The 22597-nt window shown below is 63.0% G+C and carries 15 protein-coding genes and 1 pseudogene; 1 reads left to right on the forward strand and 15 read right to left on the reverse strand.

All coding sequences use genetic code 11. The features are described 5' to 3' along the window. Positions 1–35 precede the first annotated feature (35 nt). The 15 genes and pseudogenes from ACQ66J_RS08130 to ACQ66J_RS08200 all read right to left on the reverse strand — a co-directional run bounded on the left by ACQ66J_RS08130 (position 36) and on the right by ACQ66J_RS08200 (position 20892). Positions 36–1130, reverse strand: a complete 1095-nt coding sequence (locus ACQ66J_RS08130; RefSeq protein ID WP_430431207.1) for an acyl-CoA dehydrogenase family protein — start codon at positions 1128–1130, stop codon at positions 36–38. 3 nt (positions 1131–1133) lie between these two features. After that, positions 1134–2330 carry an acyl-CoA dehydrogenase family protein gene (locus ACQ66J_RS08135; protein WP_430431208.1) on the reverse strand — a complete coding sequence of 399 codons (1197 nt, stop codon included), beginning with the start codon at positions 2328–2330 and terminating at the stop codon, positions 1134–1136. A gap of 45 nt (positions 2331–2375) precedes the next feature. Continuing rightward, positions 2376–2501, reverse strand: a pseudogene (locus ACQ66J_RS08140) (acetyl-CoA C-acyltransferase); the annotation flags it as partial. Between the two features lie 609 nt (positions 2502–3110). Continuing rightward, entirely contained in the window at positions 3111–4478 is a 1368-nt protein-coding gene (locus ACQ66J_RS08145) for an efflux transporter outer membrane subunit (protein WP_430431209.1), read from the reverse strand. Then, the gene (locus tag ACQ66J_RS08150) at positions 4475–7588 is read right to left on the reverse strand and encodes an efflux RND transporter permease subunit (RefSeq protein ID WP_430431210.1); all 3114 of its coding nucleotides are present in this window, start codon (positions 7586–7588) and stop codon (positions 4475–4477) included. Before ACQ66J_RS08150 ends, ACQ66J_RS08145 begins: the two co-directional genes overlap by 4 nt. After that, complete coding sequence (locus ACQ66J_RS08155; protein WP_430431211.1) at positions 7585–8700, reverse strand: efflux RND transporter periplasmic adaptor subunit; 1116 nt, start codon at positions 8698–8700, stop codon at positions 7585–7587. Before ACQ66J_RS08155 ends, ACQ66J_RS08150 begins: the two co-directional genes overlap by 4 nt. Before the next feature lie 55 nt (positions 8701–8755). After that, complete coding sequence (locus tag ACQ66J_RS08160; protein ID WP_430431212.1) at positions 8756–10042, reverse strand: MFS transporter; 1287 nt, start codon at positions 10040–10042, stop codon at positions 8756–8758. Between the two features lie 94 nt (positions 10043–10136). Further along, complete coding sequence (locus ACQ66J_RS08165) at positions 10137–10562, reverse strand: acyl-CoA thioesterase (protein WP_375547612.1); 426 nt, start codon at positions 10560–10562, stop codon at positions 10137–10139. After that, complete coding sequence (locus tag ACQ66J_RS08170; protein WP_375550175.1) at positions 10559–11479, reverse strand: 3-keto-5-aminohexanoate cleavage protein; 921 nt, start codon at positions 11477–11479, stop codon at positions 10559–10561. The genes ACQ66J_RS08165 and ACQ66J_RS08170 overlap by 4 nt, the downstream gene beginning before the upstream one ends. 25 nt (positions 11480–11504) lie before the next feature. After that, positions 11505–13058, reverse strand: a complete 1554-nt coding sequence (locus tag ACQ66J_RS08175) for a BCCT family transporter (RefSeq protein ID WP_430431213.1) — start codon at positions 13056–13058, stop codon at positions 11505–11507. Further along, on the reverse strand, positions 13055–14590 hold the full coding sequence (locus ACQ66J_RS08180) for a carboxylesterase/lipase family protein (RefSeq protein ID WP_430431214.1): 1536 nt from the start codon (positions 14588–14590) through the stop codon (positions 13055–13057). Before ACQ66J_RS08180 ends, ACQ66J_RS08175 begins: the two co-directional genes overlap by 4 nt. Before the next feature lie 4 nt (positions 14591–14594). Then, positions 14595–15593, reverse strand: coding sequence for an NADPH:quinone reductase (locus ACQ66J_RS08185; protein ID WP_430431215.1), 999 nt, complete (start codon positions 15591–15593; stop codon positions 14595–14597). A gap of 7 nt (positions 15594–15600) precedes the next feature. Further along, positions 15601–16410: an SDR family oxidoreductase gene (locus ACQ66J_RS08190; RefSeq protein ID WP_375547608.1), complete on the reverse strand. Its 810-nt coding sequence runs from the start codon at positions 16408–16410 to the stop codon at positions 15601–15603. Positions 16411–16445: 35 nt separating this feature from the next. Continuing rightward, positions 16446–18758, reverse strand: a complete 2313-nt coding sequence (locus ACQ66J_RS08195; RefSeq protein ID WP_430431216.1) for a TonB-dependent receptor — start codon at positions 18756–18758, stop codon at positions 16446–16448. Between the two features lie 115 nt (positions 18759–18873). Continuing rightward, entirely contained in the window at positions 18874–20892 is a 2019-nt protein-coding gene (locus ACQ66J_RS08200) for a sulfotransferase (RefSeq protein ID WP_430431217.1), read from the reverse strand. Positions 20893–20977: 85 nt separating this feature from the next. On the opposite strand from ACQ66J_RS08200, the gene ACQ66J_RS08205 reads away from it, so the two are divergent. After that, the gene (locus ACQ66J_RS08205) at positions 20978–21901 is read left to right on the forward strand and encodes a LysR substrate-binding domain-containing protein (RefSeq protein ID WP_430431218.1); all 924 of its coding nucleotides are present in this window, start codon (positions 20978–20980) and stop codon (positions 21899–21901) included. Positions 21902–22597 lie beyond the last annotated feature (696 nt).

Raw genomic sequence — 22597 nt, forward strand, 5'->3', positions numbered from 1 at the left:
CGGCGTGCTCGACTGAGCCGCCGACGGTCGTGCCTTCAGGACGCGGCGAGCTTGAGGTAACGCGCCATATGCGCGTCCTCATCGCCGAGCACATGGTCGAGCATGATCAGACGCTTGGCGAAATGCGAAAGCGGCATCTCCCACGACATGCCGATGCCGCCATGCATCTGGATGGCCTCTTCCGCGGTGAGTGCGCCCACCTTGCCGATGGTGTATTTCGCCGCCGAGCCGAAGCGGTCGCGCACTGCGGGCTCTTTGTCGAAGTGCGCTGCGGCGTTGATGGCGGACGAACGCGCCTGTTCGATCTCAAGCGCGACGGTGGTCATGCGGTGCTTGAGCGCCTGGAACGCGCCGATGGGCACGCCGAACTGCTTACGGGTGCCCAGATAGTCAATCGTGGCGTCGCGCAGGACTTCCATGATCGCCACCGCTTCCCAGACCGTGGCCACAAGGCCAATGGCGCGGGCCGCGTCGAGGGCCTGTTGGGCGCCGCCTGCGTCACCGATCAGACGCGCGGGCGTGTTGTCGAGCGTCAACTCGCCGGCCGCGCCGCCGTCCACAAGCCGATAGGACCGGCGCTTGAGGCCGTCCGCATCGGAGTCCACGAGGAAGGTGGAGGGGCCAGCCTCGGTTTCGGCGGTCACGACAATCAGATCCGCCGCGCCCAGATACTCAACGACGCCCTTCGTGCCGCTCAGTCGCCAGCTCTCGCCGTCCTGGGTCGCACGGACCGGGGCGACCACGCTTCCGTCGGCGTTTATGGCGGGTTCGTCAGCGAAAGACAGCAGACGAGATCCGGCGATCACCTCGCCCAGCGTGTCCGCCTCGCCTGCGGCTTCCAGCACCTTGCCCGCCATCAATGTCGCCAGGAAGGGTCCGGTGGCGAGCGCCTTGCCGACTTCTGAAAACACCGCGCCTGCGTCAAAGGCCGAGCCGCCATAGCCGCCCGCTTCTTCTGAAAACAACATCCCCAGCACGCCCAGTTCCGTGAGGCCGGACCACATCTGACGGCTGAAGCCGTCTTCGCTGTGGGCGGCCGCCTGACGCGCCTCCCAGTCCAGCGTGTCGGAGAAATACCGTGACAGCGAATCCGCCATCATGCGGCGATCGTCACCCAAGGAAAAATCCATGTCCTAGAGCCCCATCATCGATTTGCCGATGATCTCGCGCTGCACCTCATTGGAGCCGCCAAAGATCGAAAGCTTGCGATAGTTGAAGTATTGCGAGGCCACCGGCGCCGCCCAGTCCGGGCCGACCGGCTCGCCATTGAAACCGCTTTCCATAGCCTCTTCGAGGAAAGGCTGGGCGTAACGCCCGGCGGCGCGGCGCATCAGGGCCGTGATTTTCTGGCGGATCTCTGTGCCGCGAATTTTCAGCATGGAGGATTCCGCCATCGGCGTCTGGCCGCGGCCCACGCTGTCGAGCACGCGCAGATTGGTGGTGCGCATGTTTTCCAGATCAATCTCGATCTCGGCCATGCGGGCGGCGAACAGTGGGTCTTCCATCAAAGCGGCGTCGCCGCGACGGGTGGTCCGTGCGACTTCTTTCAGCCGCTCGAACGCGGCCATGGAGGAGCCGACGCCGGCGATATTGGTGCGCTCATAGCTCAAAAGGTATTTCGCGCAGGTCCAGCCCTTGTTCTCTTCGCCGACCAGATTCTCGACAGGAACCTTCACATCAGAGAACCAGACCTCGTTGACCTCGTGGTCGCCGTCCAGAAGCTTGATCGGGCGCACTTCCAGGCCGGGCGTGTCCATGTCAATCAGCAGGAAGGAGATGCCTTCTTGCTTCTTGCCGTCCTTGCTGGTGCGCACCAGGCAGAAAATCTTGTTCGCGTATTGGGCCAGCGTGGTCCAGGTCTTCTGCCCGTTGACGATATAATGATCGCCTTCACGCACCGCCGAGGTCTTCAGCGAGGCGAGATCGGAACCGGCGCCCGGCTCGGAATAGCCCTGACACCACCAGTCGGACCCGTCCAGAATGCGGGGCAGCCAGTAGTTTTTCTGTTCTTCGGTGCCGAACTTGTTCAACACCGGGCCCAGCATGGAGACGCCGAACGGCACGATGCGCGGGGCATGCGCCAGGGCGGTTTCAGTCTCGAAGATGAAACTTTGCACCACGCTCCAATTGGTGCCGCCGCGCTCTTCAGGCCAGTGCGGGGCCAGCCAGCCGCGATCATTGAGGATGGCGTGCCATTCCTCCATGTCCGCCTTGCTCAGGTGCTGACCCTGGCGCACCTTGTCAGACAGCCGCGCCGGCAGCTTGTCCTTGAGAAATGCGCGCACTTCCTCGCGGAAGGCTTCGTCTTTTTCGGTAAAATCGAGATCCATTGAGGTCTCCTCCCGCTATTATTGGTCGACCCGTTCAAACAGCCCGGCCGCGCCCACCAGGCGTGACCCGGTCATGCCGAACGGATGCCCGACGGCGATGGCGCCTGCGTTGACATTAAGCGTCTCGGGATCAATTCCCAGCCGGTCGCGGCAATAAACGATCTGGCTGGCGTCGCCGGTTGTGACGTATGCGCCGTCCGCCGCGGTCGCGCCGCCGCTCCACACAGGCTTCAGCGCCAAGACCGCCTTAAGGGGCGTTCCAGGAGGCACGCCTTCATCGTCGATCCGGTCAGGATCAATCCCGGCCCGGTCTAGCGCCGTGGCGTTGAAGGCGCCGCGATGGGCTTTGCCGATGGGCGTGCGGGCGGTGGAGACGATGACGGCTTCACTAGTCATGGCGGTCCTTTCCGAGCGTCAGGGCGCGTCCTGCAATGCCATACCAGTCTTTCTATTTTTTCAAGAGCCCTGTGCCGCAGTCCCGTACAAGGGCCAATATAGCTCTCTTTATGGTCGACCTTGTCACTGCCATCAACCGTGTTGACGCATACTCATATAACAAAATCTCTGGAAGGGCCGCGTGTGGGAACCAAGTCCCTAGAGTGATGAGGACGCGGGCGAGCTGTGTTGTCTTCGTTGCTCAGACCTTCACGCATCAGCGTGCTGGTGGGGGATGTGGTGAGGAGCAGGAAGACGGGGCCTGCCCTTTGTGGACATGCATGTGGCCATGGGAGGCTGATCGACTTCGCCGTGCGCCAGACCCAACCATGAACAGAAGCGACGTCAGGCCGTGGGCGAGGCCAAGGCGAGATTGAGGGCGATGATCGCGTCCGCCAGATCCGCTTCGCTGTCCACCAGCGCCTCGCGGCTGCCGATCAGGGTGCGCTGGGCGTCCAGAACGTCGATGAAGCTGGCCAGGCCTTCGCGATAGAGCGCATTGAGCTGGTCATAAGCACGCTCGCTCTCGGTGACCGCGATCTCCAGATCCGTGAGCCTCGCCTCGACGCTTTCAATAGCCACCAGACCGGTCTCCACCTCTTCCAGCGCGCCCAGCACCGCCTGCTGATAGGCCAGAGCCGCCTCCGCCGCACGCGCTTGTGACGCGTCGACCTCGGCCTGACGGCGGCCAAAATCAAATAACGGCACGTCCAGAACCGCAGACAGGCTGGCGGCGATGGCGTCCCCCGGACCATCTGACAGGTCGGCGGTTACAGCGCCGGGCAAGCGCAAGGCTGGATAGAGGTCCGCCTGCTGCACGCCGATGTCTGCGGTCGCCGCGATCAATCGCGCCTCGGCGGCGCGCAAATCAGGGCGCTGGCGCAGCAGATCGGCGGGAACGCCCACGGGTATGGCGGCGTCATAAGACAGGCCCAGCGCGTCACTGGGGGCGTCCGTGCGCGCGCTCAGTGCGTCCAGCACACCTCCTGGAGCCTGTCCCAGAAGCACCGCCAGCGCGTTGCGCGCCCGGGCGTCCTGGAGTTGCAAGGCGCCGCGCTGGGCGCGGGTGCGCGCCAGATCGGCGGTCGCCCGGCGGACGTCGAGATCGGCGGACAGGCCTGCCTCGGCGCGTCGTTCTACGATATCGAGCGTGCGTTGTTGCAGCTCGAGCGAGGTGTCCAGAAGCGTCAGTCGCGCCTGGGCGCGGCGGGCGTCCACACAAAGCGACACCGCTGTGGCGGCGGTCAGACGCTGGATGTCCGCGAGCTCGAAGCGCGTGGCCAAGACAGTGGCGCGGGCGCGTTCCTCCGTGCGGCGCAACCGCCCGTTCACATCCACGATCTGGCTGAAGCTCAGCCCGGCAGATGCGGTATCCCGCCCGGATGTGCGCAGGTTGGCGTCTGCGCTGGCGTCGAGCGTGGGAAAGAAATCTGATCGCGCCGCACCGGCCAGCGCCTCGGCGGCGACCAGGCGTTCCGCGCTCTGGCGAATGTCGAGATTGCGGGTGAGAGCAGTTTCAACAAGCGCGTCGAGTTCCGGCTCTGAAAAGCCGGTCCACCAGGCGTTTTCAAGCGGACGGGCGGGCTCGCGCTCAAGCATGCGGCTGTATTGGGCGGGTTCGGGCGTTTGTGGGGCCACATAGTCCGGGCCGACGGCGCAACTTGCGAGCAGGAGCGTCAGCAAGGCGGGGGACAGCTTTTGGGTCAGTATCATTCCGCCGGCCCCGGCTCGATCCCGGCCTTTTCAGCCGTGTCGAGTTCTTCGGCCAGACGCTGTTCGGCGGCGATGCGCGGCGTACCAAAGCGCGCCAGCCCCAGATAAACCACCGGCGTCAGAAACAGGGTGAAGGCGGCGGCCAGACCCAGCCCGCCGAACACCGTCCAGCCGATGGAGGCGCGCGCTTCCGCGCCTGCTCCGGTCGCAAGGATCAGCGGCAGGGCGCCGAGCACGGTTGAGATCAGCGTCATGGCGATGGGGCGCAAGCGCAGGGTCGCCGCTTCCTCGATCGCGGCGCGCACGGATTTGCCTTCGGCGCGCAGCTGGTCGGCGAACTCCACCACCAGAATGCCGTTTTTCGCCATCAGTCCGATCAGCATGACCAGCCCGATCTGGGAGAAGATGTTCAGCGACGTGCCGGTGAAGAACAGCGCATAGACCGCGGCGGCCAGAGCGAACGGCACTGTGATCAGGATCACGATGGGGCCGGTCAGGCTTTCAAACTGGGCCGCCAGCACCAGAAAAACGATGATGAGCGCAAAGCCATAGGTCAGCGCCAGTTCCCGGGTGGCCTGGTTCAGCGTTTCCGCCTCGCCTGCAAACAGCATCTCAATGTCTGAGGGCAGGGTCTCGTCGCCCAGACGCCGCATTTCATCGACAGCCTCGGCGATCGTCGCGCCGCCGACAATGTCCGCTTCCAGCTCAATGGCGCGGCGCTGTTCAGTGCGATCAAGCTCGGCGGCGACGCCTTCTTCGACAATCGTCGTCAGCGCGGACAGCGGGATGAGATCACCCGTATTGGCGCGGACATACAGATTGCGAAGATCGGAGGGATCGCGCACCGCGCCGCTTTCGCTCTCCAGGATGATCGGAATGGCTTGGTCGTCCACATTGAGATCGACGAGATTATCGCCGTCCACCATGGCGCGCAGGGTCACCGCCAGCTCGCTCAGCGGCACCCCCAGATCCGCCGCTCGGCGGCGGTCGATCTGGATGGAGAGCTGGGGCTGGGTCGGCTCATAACTGATATCAGGGTTTTCAAGACTGTCGGACCGGGCGTTGATCGCGTCCGCCAGCGCCCGGGCCGCCTCGAAGATTTCAAGGTAGTCGCCACCGGTCAGCGCCACTTCGATGCCGCTGCGCTGGCCGCCGCCTACATTCAGGCTGCCGCGTCCGAACGGGCTGGCGCGCACGCCGGGGATTTCAGACAAAGGACCGCGCAGGGCCTCGACCAGCTCCTGCTGGCTGATGTCACGCTCTTCCCAAGGGGCGAGCGGCGCTGTGATGAAGACCCGGTTGGGGTCCCAGCGGCCCACCACAGTGAACAGCGACTGGATCGTGCCATCATCCACATAAGGCTGAAGCACCGCTTCGATGGCGTCGGTCTGGCGATCCATGTAATCTAGGCCTACCCCGTCCGGCCCGCCAGCCCAGACATAGATGACGCCGCGGTCTTCCTGCGGGGTCAGCTCTCGATCAAGCGCCAAGGCGGCGAAACAGGCGCCGACTCCCGCCAGGGCGCAGACCCCGACGGTGATCCAGGGATGGTTCAGTGCGCCACGGATCGCGACGCCATAGGTGCGGTCGAGATAACCGCCGACCCGGCGAAGGGGCCCGCGCGTGTCGTCGTTGGCGGTCAGATTCAGCCGCGCCGCGAAAGCCGGAACGATCGTCAGCGCCACGAAGGATGAAATGATGACCGCCAGCGCCAGCAAAAAGCCAAATTCGCGGAACAGGCGTCCGGCGGTCGATGGCAAAAACGAGATGGGGACAAACACCGCGACCAGAACCGCCGTGGTAGCGACCACGGGGAAATAGACCTGACGTGTGCCGATGACCGCCGCGGCGCGCCGTCCCATCCCTTTGGACTGAAGGCGATGGATGTTCTCAAGCACCACGATGGCGTCGTCCACGATCAGACCGGTGGCCAGAACCAGAGCCAGCAGCGTCAGCAGGTTGATCGAGAACCCGAACACCCACAGCCCGGCGATCGCGCCGATCAGGGCGGCTGGAATGGCGGCGGACGGGATCAGGGTCGCTCGGAATTTCCCCAAGAACAGCCAGATGACGCTGACCACGATCAGAACCGTCAGCGCGAGGGTGAGCATGACTTCCTGAACCGAAATGCGGATGAACTGCGCATCGTCGGAGGTGACCTGAATGTCCAGATCGTCAAAGCGGTCGTTGAGTTGCTCGACCCGCGCCTGCACCGCATCTGAAATATTGATGGTGTTGGACCGGGCTTGCCGGACCACGCCCATGCCGATGATGTTGCGGCCATTCAGACGGGTGAAACTTGAAGCGTCGGCGGGCGCGAAAAAGGCTTCCGCCACATCGCCGACGCGTGTCTGGCCGTCAATGATGACGTCCTTGACCCGTTCGGGGGTTGCGGCGGTCGCTTCCGCCCGGACGATCAATTGCTGGTCTTCAGAACGAAAACTGCCCACCGGCACGTCAAACGGCGCTTGTCGGAGGGCGTCCGCCACATCGCCGACCGTCAGGCCGAACCGGCTGAGACGGATCGGATCGATCACCACGCGTAGCTGGCGTTCGCGGGTTCCGAACAGGTTGACGGCGGCCACCCCGTCCACGGCGGTGATTTCGGGCACGATGTCGTTCTCAACCAGGCGCGTCAGCTCCTGCTCGTCATAGACATCGCTCAAGATCGCCAGGCTCAGGATGGGTTCAGCGTCGTTGTCCGCCTTGATCACCGTCACCTGTTCGACCCGGTCAGGCAGGCTGCGGCTGACGCGGCTAACCGCTTCACGCAGATCGGACGCCGCCGAATCCAGGTCGACGCCCGGGTTGAATTCAACCCGGATTCGCGCCGAGTTCTCTTCACTGGAGGAGCGAATTTCACGAACGCCGGACACGCGCGCGGCCGCGCCCTCGAGAACGCTGGTCACTTCGGCGTCGACGGTTTCTGGCGCAGCGCCGGGGAAAGAGGCGCTGATCGTAACGCGCGGCCTGTCCACATCGGGCAGTTCACGCACCTCAACGCCCAGCAGGGCGGCCAGACCGGCGATGACGATCATTAGATTGAGAACCACCGCCAGGATGGGGCGCTTGACGGCGAGGGCGGGGAGATCTGATACGGGCGTCTTCATTGCGCCAGCCCGTTTTCGGGCGCCATGACGGCGCCCGCTGTGGTGCGTGCCTCGCTGTCGGCCTGACGCCGAATATCGAGCAGTTCAACAGCGGCGCCTTCACGCATGCGCTGCACCCCTTCGGCGACCACGAGCTCGCCGGCCGAAATGTTTCCACTGACCAAAACTCGGCCCTGCCGGCGCTGGACCAGCGTGACGGCTTCGCGTTGCGCGCGGCCTTGTCGAACCAGCCAGACGTAAGCGCCGTCACTGCCCCAGCTGATTGCGGCTTCGGGCACGACCGGACGGGCGTTGGACAAAAGCTCGAAACCGACCCGAAAGCTCATGCCCGGGCGCAGGGCGTCAGCCTGGTTATTGATTTCGGCGCGGACGGTGAAGGTGCGCGAGGTCGGATCAATCCGGCTGTCCACATTGATGATGCGGGCGGAATAGGATTGTTCGGGGCCGGCGAAGGGCGTCGCCTGCACGCTGTCGCCGACGGTGATGCGGCTGAACACCTGTTCTGACGGGTCGAAATCCACATACAGGACTGACCGATCATCCAGCTCTGTGAGGGCGGTGCTGGTCGTGATGCGCGCGCCGGCGTCAATATCGGTCAGGCCCAGATAGCCTGAAAACGGTGCCCGGACCGTGCGGCGAGCCAGGGCGATGCGCGCCTGTTCGAGTTCGATGCGCGCCGCATCCAGCGCGGTTTCGGCTTCGTCGATCTGGCTGTCGGATACGGCGCCCGTGTTTTCAATGCGCCGATAGCGGGCCAGAAGCTGCTCGGCTTCCCGGACAGCGACCTCGGACAGACGCACTTCCAGACGTTCCTGGTCTGCTTCCAGACGGACAAGCGGCGCGCCGCCCTCCACCCATTCGCCCGCGGAGAAAGCGACCGCTTCCACCTGTCCGGCGGTTTCAGGGTAAATCGTGGCGTTCGCGCGGGCGCGAGCGGTGCCCAGCACTTCGATGCGCTCGGCTTCTCGCTCTATGGTCACCTCTTCGGCGATCACGCCGACGCTTCTGGGCGCCTCTACCGCACCCGATTGACCGGGCTCCGGAGAGGGCTCCTGCGAGCAGGCAGAGACGACAAAAGTCGCCGCGAGACAGACCATCAAGCGTTTAAACATGCCCCGGTCTACGCAGTCCGGCGCCGACCGGATCACATATCCAGAGTATCGCGCCTCAGGCGGGATCGCTCTCGGCGTCTGCGGCTTCCTCCACGGCGGTTTCCGCCCAATACTCGCCGCCGACCATGGCGGCGGGCGCCAGCAGGTAATCCTCGGTGGCGTCGGGCGCGTCACGGCGCGTGATCCGATAGACCGCGATGGCGGACAGCAGCAGACACAATCCGATGAGGTAAAAAGCGAAGCCGCTGGGGCCGATCAGCCCCATGAGAACGCCTGTGCCGATGGGCCCCATCACCGCGCCGGCGCCGTACACCATGACCAGGGCGCTCGACGCCGCCGTCATTTGATCAGCCTCAAGCCAGTCGTGTGTGTGGGCCATGGAGAGCGGATAGAGCGTCATGGTCAGCCCGCCGGCGAAGAATCCGGTTATGGTCAGTGCGACCAGGCCCATTTCAGCCGCTATGGGCAGCAACGCCGCAGCGACGGCGGCTGCAGCCGCGACGGCGCCGATGATCACACGGCGGTCGACGGCGTCAGACAGGCGCCCGATGGGCCATTGCAGGGCCGCGCCGCCCACCAGGGTCGCGGCGATGAACAGCGAGACGCCGCTGACCTCCAGCCCGATGCGGCGCGCATAGACCGCGCCCATGCCCAGAATGATGCCGTTGGCCACGCCGGCGCAAAAACTGCCCGTCAGTCCGAGCGGAGAAATCGCGAACAGCTTGCGCAGGGTCAGGCGCTCGACCTCCAGAATGTAGTGCGGCTGGGGCGCCGAGCTGAGCAGGATGGGCACCAGCGCGCCCGAAATGATGATGGAGGACAGCACGTAGAGCGTCAGGCTGGCTGTGGGCGCGGTGTTCATCAGCCCTTGCCCGATGGCGAGGCTGCCATGGGTGATGATCATGTAGATCGCCAGCAACGCCCCGCGATAGGTGTTTGAGCTTTCGCGGTTCAGCCAGCTTTCGGCCACCACATAAAGACCTGCGAAGCTGAATCCGGTCAGAAAGCGCATGCCGGACCAGACGATGGGATCGATCAACAGGCCATGCACAAGGATCGCGATGGAGCCGATTGAAGCCAGGGCGGCGAAGGTGCGCACATGGCCGACCTTGGCGATCAGGCGTTCAGCGCTGGCGGACCCGGCGAAAAAGCCAGCGAAATAGCTGGTCATCACCAAGCCCGTCAGGGTGGCGGAAAAGCCAGAATCCTCGGCCACTACGCCCAGGAGCGTGCCTTGCAAGCCATTGCCGGCTAGAAGCAGCGCGATCCCCAGCAAGAGCGCCCAGAGCTGAACCACAGCGCCCAGCAGGCTGCGCTCCCCGGTCTGTTGTAGATCCGTCATGTGCGGCTCCTTCGCCATACGCTTTCGCGTGTGCCTGAGACCGCGGGTCAGCGTCAATCTTTCTTGCAGCCGGGCTGAGACTGACGCGCGTCGTTTAGTCTTGCGCGTTGTCTTGAAGGAGGCGTTCGGCTTTTGCGCGCCAGTCTGCGGGCAGGCCGACTGCTTTGCGCGCCTGGGTGTCGAAACAGACCGAGACGGCGGTCATCCGCGCGGCCCGTTCATCCCGGCCGATGATCATCATGTCATAGACCAGGGTGACGGATTTGCCGCCAAGCCGTTCGAGACGGGCATTGATCTCCAACAGGTCGCCAGCGCGCACCTCGGCTTCATAATCGAGCTCATGACGCACATCGACAAACCCGGTCCCGGTCGCTTCGGCGTCTGATCCGGACCAGCCGAACACGGCGTTCAGAGCGTGATAGGAGGCGTCATCAAACATCGCCATGTAATAGCGGGTCGTCAGATGCCCCATCACGTCGCAAAGCCAGGGATGCGCGACGGCGCGGAACGGGGCGATCATGCCGCCGCCCGCAGCTTTTTCATCTCTTCAAGCTTGCGCAGGCCCAGCGTCTTGCGCGCCTCTTCAGGCGTCTGGATGCTGGCGCCCATCATTTCCACGATGGAGCGGGCGCGGTCGACCAGCTGCGCGTTTGTCGCTGGCTTGCCTTTGGCCAGATAGAGATTGTCCTCGAGGCCCACGCGCACATGACCGCCCATCAGGGCCGCCTGCGCCGCCATCGGCATTTCATTGGCGCCCAGACCGAATGCGGCCCAGTTGGCGCCTTCAGGCAGGTTATCGACCATGGTCTGCATGTTGCGGGTCAGGCCCTCTGCGCCCCATTTCACGCCCATGCAAAGCTGGAACAGCGGCGGCTGTTCGAGAAGTCCTTCCGCCATCATCTGCTTGGCGAACCAGATATGGCCCAGATCAAAGACCTCCAGCTCGGGTTTGACGCCGATCTTTTGAAGCCGCTCGGCGCCGATGCGCAACATGCCGATGGAGGAGACGTAGACATAATTGGGGACGTTGTAATTGAACGAGCCGCAATCAAGCGAGCAGATCTCCGGCAGGAGCATCTCCACATGCTCCATGCGTTCGACCTGGCCGACGCAATCGGTGTCCTTGCGGTCAAAATTCGTGGGGTCGTCATCAGGCCCCAGGAACAAATCTCCGCCCATGCCGGTGGTGAGGTTGATGATGACATCGGTGTCGTGCTCGCGAATGCGGTCGACGACTTCCTTGAACAATTCCGGATCGCGGCTGGGCGCACCGGTTTGCGGATCGCGCACGTGAATATGGGCGATCGCGGCGCCGGCTTTTGCGGCCTCGATGGACGCCTTGGCGATCTCTTCGGGCGTTACGGGCACATGCGGGGTTTTGCCGGCCGTCTCGCCCGAGCCTGTCACGGCGCACGTCAGGATCACATTGCGGTTCAGCTTTTGATCTTGAACGGTCAATAAATCACTCCAAAGGTTGCGGGTGGGGATCGTCAGAACGGTCTTTCCCCTGGGGAGGCTGGTCTTCAATCAGTTGGGCCATCAGCGATCGCGCCATCACCAGACCGATCAGGACGACCGGGGCGGACGCGATCAGCGCGGCGGTCTGAACAACGCGCAGTCCACCGACGAACAACAGCGTGATCGGCAAGGCGCCCAGCATTGCGGCCCAGAACAGGCGTTGCCAGAGCGCGGGGTCCTGGCCTGACGGCAAGGACCGGGTCGCGCTCGAGGCGAGAATGTAGGAGGCGCTGTCATAGGTGGTGGCGGAGAACACCACGGCGGCGACGGCGAACAATCCCATCGCCCACACATCCAGCGGCAAGGCGTCCATGATGGCCACGATCGCCTGGGCTCCGCCATCCGAATTCAGGCGCTCGACCACGTCCACCGCGCCAGTCAGCTGCAGGTTCAGCCCGTAATTGCCAAGGATCACAAAGAACAATCCGGCGCCCAGACTGCCATAGCCGATCATGCCGAAAATCACCTGACGGATGGTCCGGCCGCGTGAAATGCGCGCCACGAACAGGCCCACCACAGGGCCGTAGGCGATCCACCAGGCCCAGTAGAAGATCGTCCAGTCGATCACGAAGCCCGTATCGCCAAAGGGCTCGGCCCAGCTGTTCAGGCGGATGAAGTTCTGCGCGACCAGCCCGTAGCCGGTCACGCCGGCTTCGATGAACAGGCCCGTGGGACCGGCGATGAAGACAAGCGCCAGAAAGGCGAAGATCAGTCCGACATTCAGATCGCTGAGCCGCTGAATGCCCTTGCGCAGGCCTGCAGCGGCGCTGAGCGCGAACAGCACCATGGTGACCACGAGGGTTGCGACCTCCAGCCCGAAGCTGGCTTGGACGCCCAGGATCCGGGCGGCGAGCGCAGCGATCATCGGGGTTGAAAATCCCAGCGATGTGCCGGCGCCGCCGAGCAGGCTGACCATGAAGATGGTGTCCACCAATCGTCCCAGAGGTTGGTGCGCGCCAAAGCCGGGCGTCCCCGCGCAGCCCGTGCTGAGCCTGAGATAAGGAATGCCGCGATTATGATAGGCGTACCCGATGGCGAGGGTGGGCAGGCAGTAGAACGCCCAGGCGGACGGCCCCCAGTGAAACAGGCCATAGGCGGACGCCCATTCAATCGCTTCAGGCGTGCCGGGCGGCAATCCGAAGGGCGGCGTCTGGAAATAATAGGCCCATTCGATCCCGGCCCAGTACATCAGTCCCGCGCCGATCCCGGCGCAAAACAGCATGGACGCCCAGCCCAGCGTGTTGAATTCCTCGGGCGCGTCAGCGCCGCCCAGGCGCACGGTTCCAAACCGGCTCAGCGCCAGCCAGACCAGAAACACGATCAGGATCATGCCCAGAATAAGATAGAGCGGGCCGATCGTTTCCGCGACGAAGCCGTAAATCTGCGGCAGCAACACAGCGCCGGCGTCCGGATCCAGGACCAGGCCCAGACAGACCAGTCCGACTATTCCGGCGCTGACGCTGAAGGCGATCCAGTCCGTGCGTACGCGTTGTGTCATTGTGCATCCTCCCAGCCGAGACGCGGGCATAAAGCCCTGTCCAGCGGTGCACCTTCGGTGAGTGTTTCATCCCAGATCAGCAGTGCGCCTGTTGCTGAATATTCAGGCCAGGTCGTCGTTTCTGTCACGGGGTTCGGATCGCCAGTGCGCGCGAACCGCGCCCAGCTTTCATTCATCAACGCGCTGAGCACACGGTCGATCGTGTTCGTCGGAAGCCAATCGTCATGGGTATTGAAAACATAAGGGAGCTCGGCGCCGTGATAGGCGCGCAAGTCATCGTCCGCTCCATCCCGAACACGCTCGAACCGGTAAAGATAGACCGGGGCGCCCTGAGCGGAGACCCCGCGGGCGAACGCCTGACCCGGACACCGCATCCATTGCGCCGTCTCCAGCCGGTCGATCGCGCCCAGTTCCGATCCCTCTTCGGTGATCAGCGCCTGGACGACGGCGTCTCCTACCTGTTCTCGCCAGTCGTCGAGCGTTTCGTCCAGCCGGTCAGCGTCCACATACATGCGCCATTCGTCCCGGTTCGTCCCGATGATCAGGGGGACCGCATTCAGCGCGCCCTGCCGGAGCGCGTCTCCGGGCGAGCGGGGCAGCTCTGAGGGGCCGTAAACCGGACCGAAGTCATAGTCAGGCAGCACTTCGCCCGTCGTTTTCAGGATGTCTTCGGCGGAGGCGCCCAGCGGATCGCCATCAAGCGCTTCCGCCAGACGGTCATAAGCTGCGTGGGCGCTCCCGGCTGGGCGGTCTGCGGCAAACTCAAACCCGCCGCTCTGGCTGATGGCGCGATGAAACAGGCCGTCTGCGGCCGGGGACGCCAATAACGCGCCGACCGCTGCGGCTCCGGCGCTTTCGCCGAAAATCGTCACCTGGCCCGGGTCGCCGCCAAATGCGCTGATATTGGCCTGCACCCATTCAAGCGCCGCGATCTGGTCAAGCAATCCGGCGTTCGGCGTGGCGCCCGGCGTATCGGGCGCAAGATAGCCGAAGGCGCCCAGACGATAGGCGATGGAGACCAGGACTACGCCTTGATCGGTGAAGACATCACCATGGTAATCGGGTTCGTAGGACCAGCCGCCGGTATAACTGCCGCCGTGGATGTAGACCATGACCGGCGCGTTTGCGTCCGGGTCGAGGTCAGGCGTCCAGATGTTGAGATAGAGGCAGTCCTCGCTCACGCTTAGCGGCTCGGGGGCGCGATCTCTTGGCTGGCCGAAGCTTTCCGCGATATCGGCGTACCAATCGACATTGGACCGGCTCTGCATGCAGGCGGGAGCGAAGGATTGGGCCGGGCGCTCCCCGCTCCACGCCTCGACGGGGGGAGGCGCTGTCCAGCGCAGATCGCCCACAGGCGGGGCGGCGAAGGGCACGCCCTTGAACACCCCGCCATCGCGGTGACGGTCAAAGGCCAGGCCGATCAGCGGGCCTGACTGGGTCTCCACACGCGGGGGCTCCGGCGCCTGCTCCTTGCAGCCGACCAGGGCCAGCAGGGCGCTGGCCGCCCCGGTGATGAGACTTCGAACCTTCAATCGATCAGACCTCCTGCACGTTGATGATGACGGCGCCACGGCGGTCGCCAGCCTCCACCGCTGCATGGGCGGCGGCGCAGTCAGCCAGCGGATAGGTTTCTGCGATCCGATGGAGTAGTCCGCCTTCAGGGTCGGATTCTAGTTGGGCGATATCTTGAATGGCCTGAGATTTGGCGTCTTCCGGCATGGCGTAGACAATGATCATGCGCACGGTGAGATCCATGAACATCATGCGGTAAAACGGCAGGGTGGGGGTCATGTCCTGGGCGGAGGAATAAGTGCAGATCGCGCCGCCGATGCGGATGCACTCGAGCACTTCACCCAGATTGGCGCCGAACTCGACCTCGACGACCTGATCCACCTTGCGTCCGCCTGTGGCTTTCAGGACTTCAGCGCCCCAGCCGTCCTGACGATGGTTGACCACATGGGCGGCGCCGGCTTCCCGGCAGGCTTTTTCGTCTTCCAGATTGCTGGCGGTGGCGATCACGGTCGCGCCGGCGCGAGCGGCCCATTGAATGGCGTAATGGCCGACCCGGCCAGCCCCGCCGGTCACGAGGATGAGTTTGCCGTTCGGGTCGCCCTCGGCGAACACGCAGCGATGGGCCGTCATCACGGGTATGCCGTAGATGGCCCCGACCTCGAAACTGATGCCGTCCGGCAGAGCCGGCGCACGCGCTTGCTCGATCACCACATAGTCAGCGGCGGTGCCGAAGCGGCGACCGTACTGGGCCTGATAGAGCCAGACTTTTTCGCCGAGGCGCGACGGGTCGACGCCCTCTCCCACTGCATCAATGACGCCTGCGCCGTCGCTGTGGGGAATGACATAGCCGTCATCGAGCAGGTTCGGGAACGAACCGCGACGTTTCTTGACGTCAGACGGGTTCACGCCGCTGGTGGCGATCTTGATACGCACTTCGCCGGGGCCGGGTTCGGCGCGTGGCTTGTCGCCCAGAACAAGCGTGTCTTCAGGCTCGCCGAACGCTTCGAAATAAATGGCTTTCATGGCCGCCTCATTTGACCGGGAAGGACAGGGATTCGGTGTGCCCATCGACTGCGATGGACTGACCCGAAATGCGTTCGCCGCCTTTGGAACTCAGGAATGTGCACATATTGGCGACGTCTTCGGCGCGAACGAAAGTCTGCATCGAGGATTGGCCCTCATAGGTGCGACGCACCGCGTCGGGGCTTACCCCGCGGCTGGCGGCTTCCCGCACGATGACGCCTTCGATGCGAGGCCCTTCGACAGAGCCGGGACAGATGGCGTTCACGCGAACGCCGTACGGCCCCAGCTCCATGGCCAGGGTTTTGGTCAACCCGATCAACGCCCATTTGGACGCGGCATAAGGCGTGCGGTAGGGAAAGCCGAACAGGGCGGCGTTGGAGGCGATGTTGATGATCGATCCTGATCCCGCCTCCTTCATCGCGCGCGCGGCGTGTTTGATGAAGTTGAAAGCGCCCACGAGATTGACGTCCAGGCACTGGCGAAAGCTGTCTGCATCAAGGTCTTCAACAGGGCCTGTGGGACCTGCGATCCCGGCATTGTTCACCAGAGCGTCCAGACGACCATAGGACGCCAGGACTTCCTTGACGACGCACTCGGCGGCTGCGGGGTCTGACACATCCGCACGCCGGGCGCCGCTGCCGGGATAGGCTTCAAGAAAATCCGTCAGCGCCCGTTCGTCCACATCGCACACATGAACCGCCCAGCCTGCATCATAATAGGCCTTGGCGATGGCGCGCCCGACGCCAGAGGCGCCCGCTGTGACAAGGGCGACCGGTGCGGCGGCGCCCTGGGGCGCCGCCGGTATGTCTTGGGTCATTGTCGATCCTTCTTATGGCTCGTCAGAGCCAAGCACTAGAACCGCTGGGACAGGCTGAGCCCGAAGGTGCGCGGCTGGTTGGTCGTGATGCGGCTGTCAAAATCTGTCGCGTTGCGATAGAGCTCGGCGCGTTCATCAGTGGCGTTGCGCACATAGGCGGTGACGGTCCAGTTCGACCGGCTCAGGCCCGCCGACAGGTTCAGCAAGGCGTAAGCCTCCTGCTCGGACCGCGAGGCTATGAACAGGTCATTGTAGGATTTGCCGACATAGGATCCGCGTACGTTCCAGAACGCGTCAAAGTCGCGCCAGGCGAATTCGTAGCGCGCGTTCAGATAGCCCTTCACGGATGGAATGTATGGCAGCTCCGTACCGTCGGGCGCATCGGGCGTCGCCGCGTTGATGTTCTGGCTGAAGTCTTCACTCAACTCCGCCTGCAAAAGCGTCACCGCCCCCGTCAGGGTCAGAGCGTCCGTCGCCAGCCAGCTTACATCCGCTTCAAGGCCGAGCACTTGCGCCTGACCCGCGTTCTGGGTCAGTCCCAGCGGGGATTCAGACGGATCAAAGCGGGTGAACTGGACATCTTCCCAATCCATCAAGAAGGCCGAGCCGTTAAAGCGCAGGATTCCATCCGCCAGCGTCGTCTTCCACCCGAACTCGTAATTGGTGATCAGGTCGGAATCGTAAGTGCCGGGGATATTGGACGTCGAGGCCCGGTTGACCCCGCCCGGCCGGAAGCCCTCAGAGATGGTTGCGTAGAACAGGCGGTCCGCGCTGGGCTGCCAGGTCAGATTGAATTTGTACAGGCTGCCCGATTCAGACTGCTCCACATCCACTTCAGGATTGGCGGTGAAGACGGTGCCGACAAAGCCCTGGATCGAGCTTTCGGTGTCAAACACGCGTCCGCCCAATGTGGCGGTGACCGTGTCGGTCAGATCGTAAGACAATTCGCCAAAGAGGGCGGCTTCCGTGTCTTCGCGCACCTGATTGGTGGTGAAATAGGCCGTGCCGCCGTCCACCGCCATGCCGGGCTTGATGGTCGGAATGTTCCAGTCGAAGTCGAAATCATGCTCGGCGCGCTGGTAGAAGACGCCCGCGATCAACCGCAACCGGTTTTGCTGGGGTGTCGCGAGGCGGAATTCATGGCTGTCGCGGGTGTACTGGCTGCGGTCCTGAAACTGGATTCGCGGGTCTTCGCAGGCATAGAAATCATACGCGCCTGCTGCTGAATCATAAGCGTAATAACAGGTGTAATAGTCGATGAAGGACGAATATTCCGCATAGGCGGAATAATCATTGTCATACTCGACTTCGCGATCGAGATACGAGCCCGAATAGGTCAGGTCCACACCGCCGATATTGCCTTCGATAGTCGCACCGACCTGAGTGAAGGTGTCTTCGGACCGGTCATTGAAGAACCGCGCGACTTCCAGATCGCCCACATCTTCAGGGTCATGATCCCAGACCCCTTCGGTTTCCTGCGTCTGATGCAGGGCGCGGGCGGTCAGGGTCCAGTTGTCGTCGAGATCGATCTGCAGCGCGGCGCGGGCGCCGGACGTGGTTTCTTCATTGAAGTCCTCCTCCGCATACGCCGCGTTGTCCACAGTGATCCCGGACCGCGAGAACGTCTGCGTGGCGGGAACATTGTCGATATAGCCTGCGGACTGGTCATGCCAGCCGACCAGGCGCAGCGCGGCGCGGTCGCCGAGCGGCAGATTGACGAAGCCCTCGGCGGAATATCCCACGCCGCCTTCGCTGACGCTTTCCGTGGACAGATCATAGCCTGCTTCAAAACCGCTGCGGTCCGGCGCATTGGTGATGATGCGCAGGGTGCCGGCCTGTGAATTCGCGCCGTACAATGTGCCTTGCGGGCCGCCGAGCACTTCGATGCGCGACACGTCGTAGATGTGAACGTCGAGATTGCGGCCGATGGCGGTGACGGGCTGATCGTCGAGGTAAAGCCCCACGCTGGGCTGGGAGCCCGAGGCGTTGCCGTCGCCGCCGTCAGACACGCCGCGGATATAGATCTGGGCCGAGCCCGGTCCGACGGCGTTGAAGGAGACGCTGGGCAGGAGCTGGGCGTATTCTTCGAAGTCGGTGATCTGTTGCTGATCAAGGAAGGTGTTGTCGAGGACCTGAACGCTCAAAGCGACGTCCTGAAGGCTCTCCTCGCGCTTTTGAGCCGTAACCGTGATCACTTCGATCCGGCGTGGCGCGGCGTCAGACTCAGTGGTCGTCTGGGCCAGCGCGACCCCCGGCAGACCCAGCGCAGCTGCGCATGTGGTGGTCATCAACCATTTAGCGCGCACGCCCTTGGCGCGCGGGTTCAGGGCCGTTTCAGAACCTGCCATTGTGCGTCCTCCCTCGATCTAACGATGCGTCATTTCATGCGCATTTCTCTCAGACCTTAAGGGAGGGAGGGTCTGGCCGACGACCCGAAAAATCTCGCGTATAGGTGAATTAAATTCATCTATCCCAGTGTCTTTGGGGGGTCAGCTCGGATTTCAGCGTGGTCTTCAAGGGGCCGAGCTGGTCCTCAAAATTCAGCCATTGTGTTGTTCCGCTTTGGTAAATGGGTTGCCGGACTTGCTCGGAACTCGCGGTGCGCACAGCGCGATCTGTTGAGTGAAAGTTCACGCAATCTGGATGAAAGTCGACGCCGACATAGGCGAGCAGGCGGCGCACATTAGGTTCGAAATCCGCGACCAGATCTTCGTAGATCACCCGTAAGGCCGCCCCAGGTTGCGCTGTGTCGAAGGCTCGCATCACCCGCAAATAGTCTGAGTAATACTGGCCTATGTCCTTCAGATCATAACTGAAGTTCTGCCCGCGGGCGAACAGTTGCTTGAAGTTCGAAAACCCGCAGGCGAGGGGATGCCGGCGCGCATCGATAATCTTCGCGTTGGGCAGGATCAGCCGGATCAGGCCCACATGCATGCAGTTATTGGGCATTTTATCGATGAAATACGGCGCGCCCTGCCGATGCGTCGCCGTGCGGTCCAGATATTCAGTCCCTAGCGCACGTACTTCGTCGGGGCTCAGCGTTTCAAGAATGCCGGGATAGACGGACTCATCGGTTCGATGTTTCTTGCCCGACAGGCGGCGTGCGATGGAAATGATGTCGGGCAGCTCGAACGTGCCGTCAATCTCGGGATGGCTGGCGAGTATCTGTTCAAGCAAAGTCGAGCCGGAGCGCGGCAGGCCCAGAATGAAAATGGGGTCAGGCGACGGATCGCCCCAATCCTTGCGCGCCTCGAAAAACTGCGCTGTGAAGAACTGCGTCACGCGATCGGTTTCAGCCCGTGTTCGGTCGGCGTCATACAGCACGGTTTTCCGGCGCAGGGCGTTCCCGGCCTCGTAGGCTTTGAAGGCGTCGGGGAATTCACTGTAGTCTTCCAGCGCTTTGCCAAGCGCGAACTGCAGATGATAGCGATCTTGGACATTGATCTCATCGTGAGAGAGCGCGTCGCGCATACGCGCGATGTCCGTGTCGTCGAAGGTGACGGTTTTCAGATTGGCGAGGCTCCAATACGCCTCGCCCAGCGTCGGCTCCGCCTTGATCGCGGCGCGGTAAGCCTTGATGGCGTCGTCGCGTCGGCCAATGGTTTTCAGCGCATGGCCATAGCTCATTTGAATGCGGGCCTGATGCGGATTGTCGGTCAGGATGCGCGCATAGATCTCGCAGGCGTCTTCATGGCGGCCGGTTCGGACGCGGAGCAGCGCCAAAAGCACTCTATGACCGGGATGATCGGGTTCCGCTTGGGCGAGAACGGCCAGCTCATGCTCAGCTTCCTCAAATTTTTGCAGTTTGATCAGGCAATTGGCGTAATCATGCCGCGCCATGTGAAAGTCCGGCGCCAGCTCCAGCGCACGTTCCAGCAAGCGTTTGGCGTCTTCCAGCACGCCCAGCCGCAGGGCGACGTCCGCAAGCAGGCGAATGCCGGACACATCGGTCGGGTGCGCTTTCACGAAGCTGCGCAGAATGTGTTCGGCGCGTCCCAGCTTGCCCGCCTGGATAAGTTCTGCGGCTTCGATCAATTCAGGCGGGCGTGCGCTGGCCTCCGCCTGGCGCCGTGCGGCGTCCATCGCCCCGGCTGTGTCGCCCGCCTTGTCGCGCAGTTCAGCCAGCGTACGCCATCCCGGCGCAAAGCCCGGTACGGCGTTCGTCAGGGCTTCGACGCGCGTGATGGCGTCTGCAAGACGTCCCAGCTCCGCCAGGGCCCGCGCCGCCTCGAGCGTCAGCGCGGGATGCCCGATGTGTCGGCCCAGAGCCGCATCCGCCAGCTCCAGCGCCCGCTTTGGGTCGCCCATTCGGCGCGTCGCCTCCACTTCCACATGCATCGCCAGCAGGTTGTCCGGCGCCGTCTGGCGCTCTGATTGCGCCGCCGCGAGCGCTGCCTGCGGTTCACGCTCCACCCAGGACGCCAAGGTGCGACCGCTTCGTCCAGCCAGGGTCGGCCGCGGGCGTGAGCGGGCTGCAGTCATGAAAGGCTCCGATGTTTGTGTTTGACGCGAATACCCATCAAGCACGACTATCTGTTCGTTTTTCAAGCCAGTCAGACGTTTATTCATGCAGCGACGCTTGCCGCCCCTCGCTTCTCTTCGCGCCTTTGAGGCCGTGGTGCGCCTGCGCAGCTTCAAGGCGGCCGCGGCAGAGCTGAATGTGTCGCCCTCAGCGATCAGCCACCAGATTCGCCGTCTTGAGAACGAGCTCAATTGCCGACTCATGCAGCGCGACCGCAATGGCGTGGTCCTGACCGCGCAGGGGGAGCGTTACGCGTTTGGTGTGATGCGCGGAATCGAACGCATACAGGAAGCGACCGAAGACCTGTTGTCTGACACCGGCAATTGTCTGACGTTGCAGACATATTCCACCTTCGCCATTCGCTGGCTTGTGCCGCGTCTGGCGAAATACGGCCGGGCGACCGGACAGAAACCCATCCGCCTTGTGACCTCGCAAAGCGATGTGGATTTCAATGTGGATGCCGTGGACGCCTGCATCATGATCGGGCACCCGCAAGACCCTCAAGTCGCCTATCGGCCCATGTTCAATTCCCAGGTGTTTCCGGTGGCGAGCCCTGATTACGTCAAACGGTTCGGTCCCATCTCGGAACCGTCAGATCTGCGTGACCATCCCTTGCTGCAAGTTTATCCGTCTGCTGACGATTGGTCGACCTGGTTGACCGCGACCGGCCTGTCAGGGGTCAGTCCGGCCGGCGAAGGCCTTTTTGATAGTTATGATCTGGCTTTGAACGCGGCGGTTGGCGGAATGGGCGTCGCGCTGGCGATCGAGCCCTTCGCAGAAGCTGAACTTGAAAGCGGCGCGTTGATAGAGCTGTTCCCGGATCGGCGCACCGCCTTGCCGGGGAACTGGTATTTCGCGACGCCGTACGCCAAGCGCGGGCTGGAGAAAGTCGCCGCATTCGAACGTTGGCTGATTGATGAGCTGGGCCAGGATCCAACCGTGCATGCACGCGTGCTCTCAGGCGATTAAGGTGCGGGCGCCCGACAATGAGCGCTACCGGGCATCACCACGGGCGTTTTCAAGCGTGCTAATCAGGGCTGCTTCGGGATTGAGATCAGCCATACGCCGTCCACTCGTCCCACGATCTGGCCCCCCAGAGCCTCGGCGTCAGATCGAGACAGGCATCCCGCCAGTATTCGCGTGTGATCGAGATATGTGGAAGTGGCGGGGGACTCCCCCAGACGACGACAGGGTGCGCCAGCATCAGGAAAGCCGTCATCAAAGGCGTTCACACTTTCGGGGAAAGGCTCATTCGCAGACATGCCCCTTTGCGCGTGAGGCGTAGACATACACCCCGCCAGCACGGCTGAAACGATCACAAGCGCGGTGGCCAGGGACATGGAGCGGCGATGGGGCATGCTGCATCCTTCAAGGAGCGGGCTCATGGATGGCGCATCAAGAAGCTTTCAATTGGAAGCGATCGCCAAGGCTGCGGCTTCGCAGTTGCGCACGATGGGAACTTTGGAGTTGTGTTGTTATTTAGCAACTTTGAGGTCAAGTAATTGAATTATTTTCGTTAAAAATCATAAACAATTGTCGCTCAGACGGCTTACTAAGACGTCGAAAGCTTACGGTTGAAAGTAATTCTGGTCAGCGCCTCACGGTTTGTCTAGATCGGCATCATCATAATCAATTGGAGAGCGCTAAAAGATGAGTCTCAAAAAA

Origin of the sequence: Oceanicaulis sp. (genome assembly GCF_965284345.1) — a bacterium.
GTDB classification, from domain to species: domain Bacteria; phylum Pseudomonadota; class Alphaproteobacteria; order Caulobacterales; family Maricaulaceae; genus Oceanicaulis; species Oceanicaulis alexandrii_A.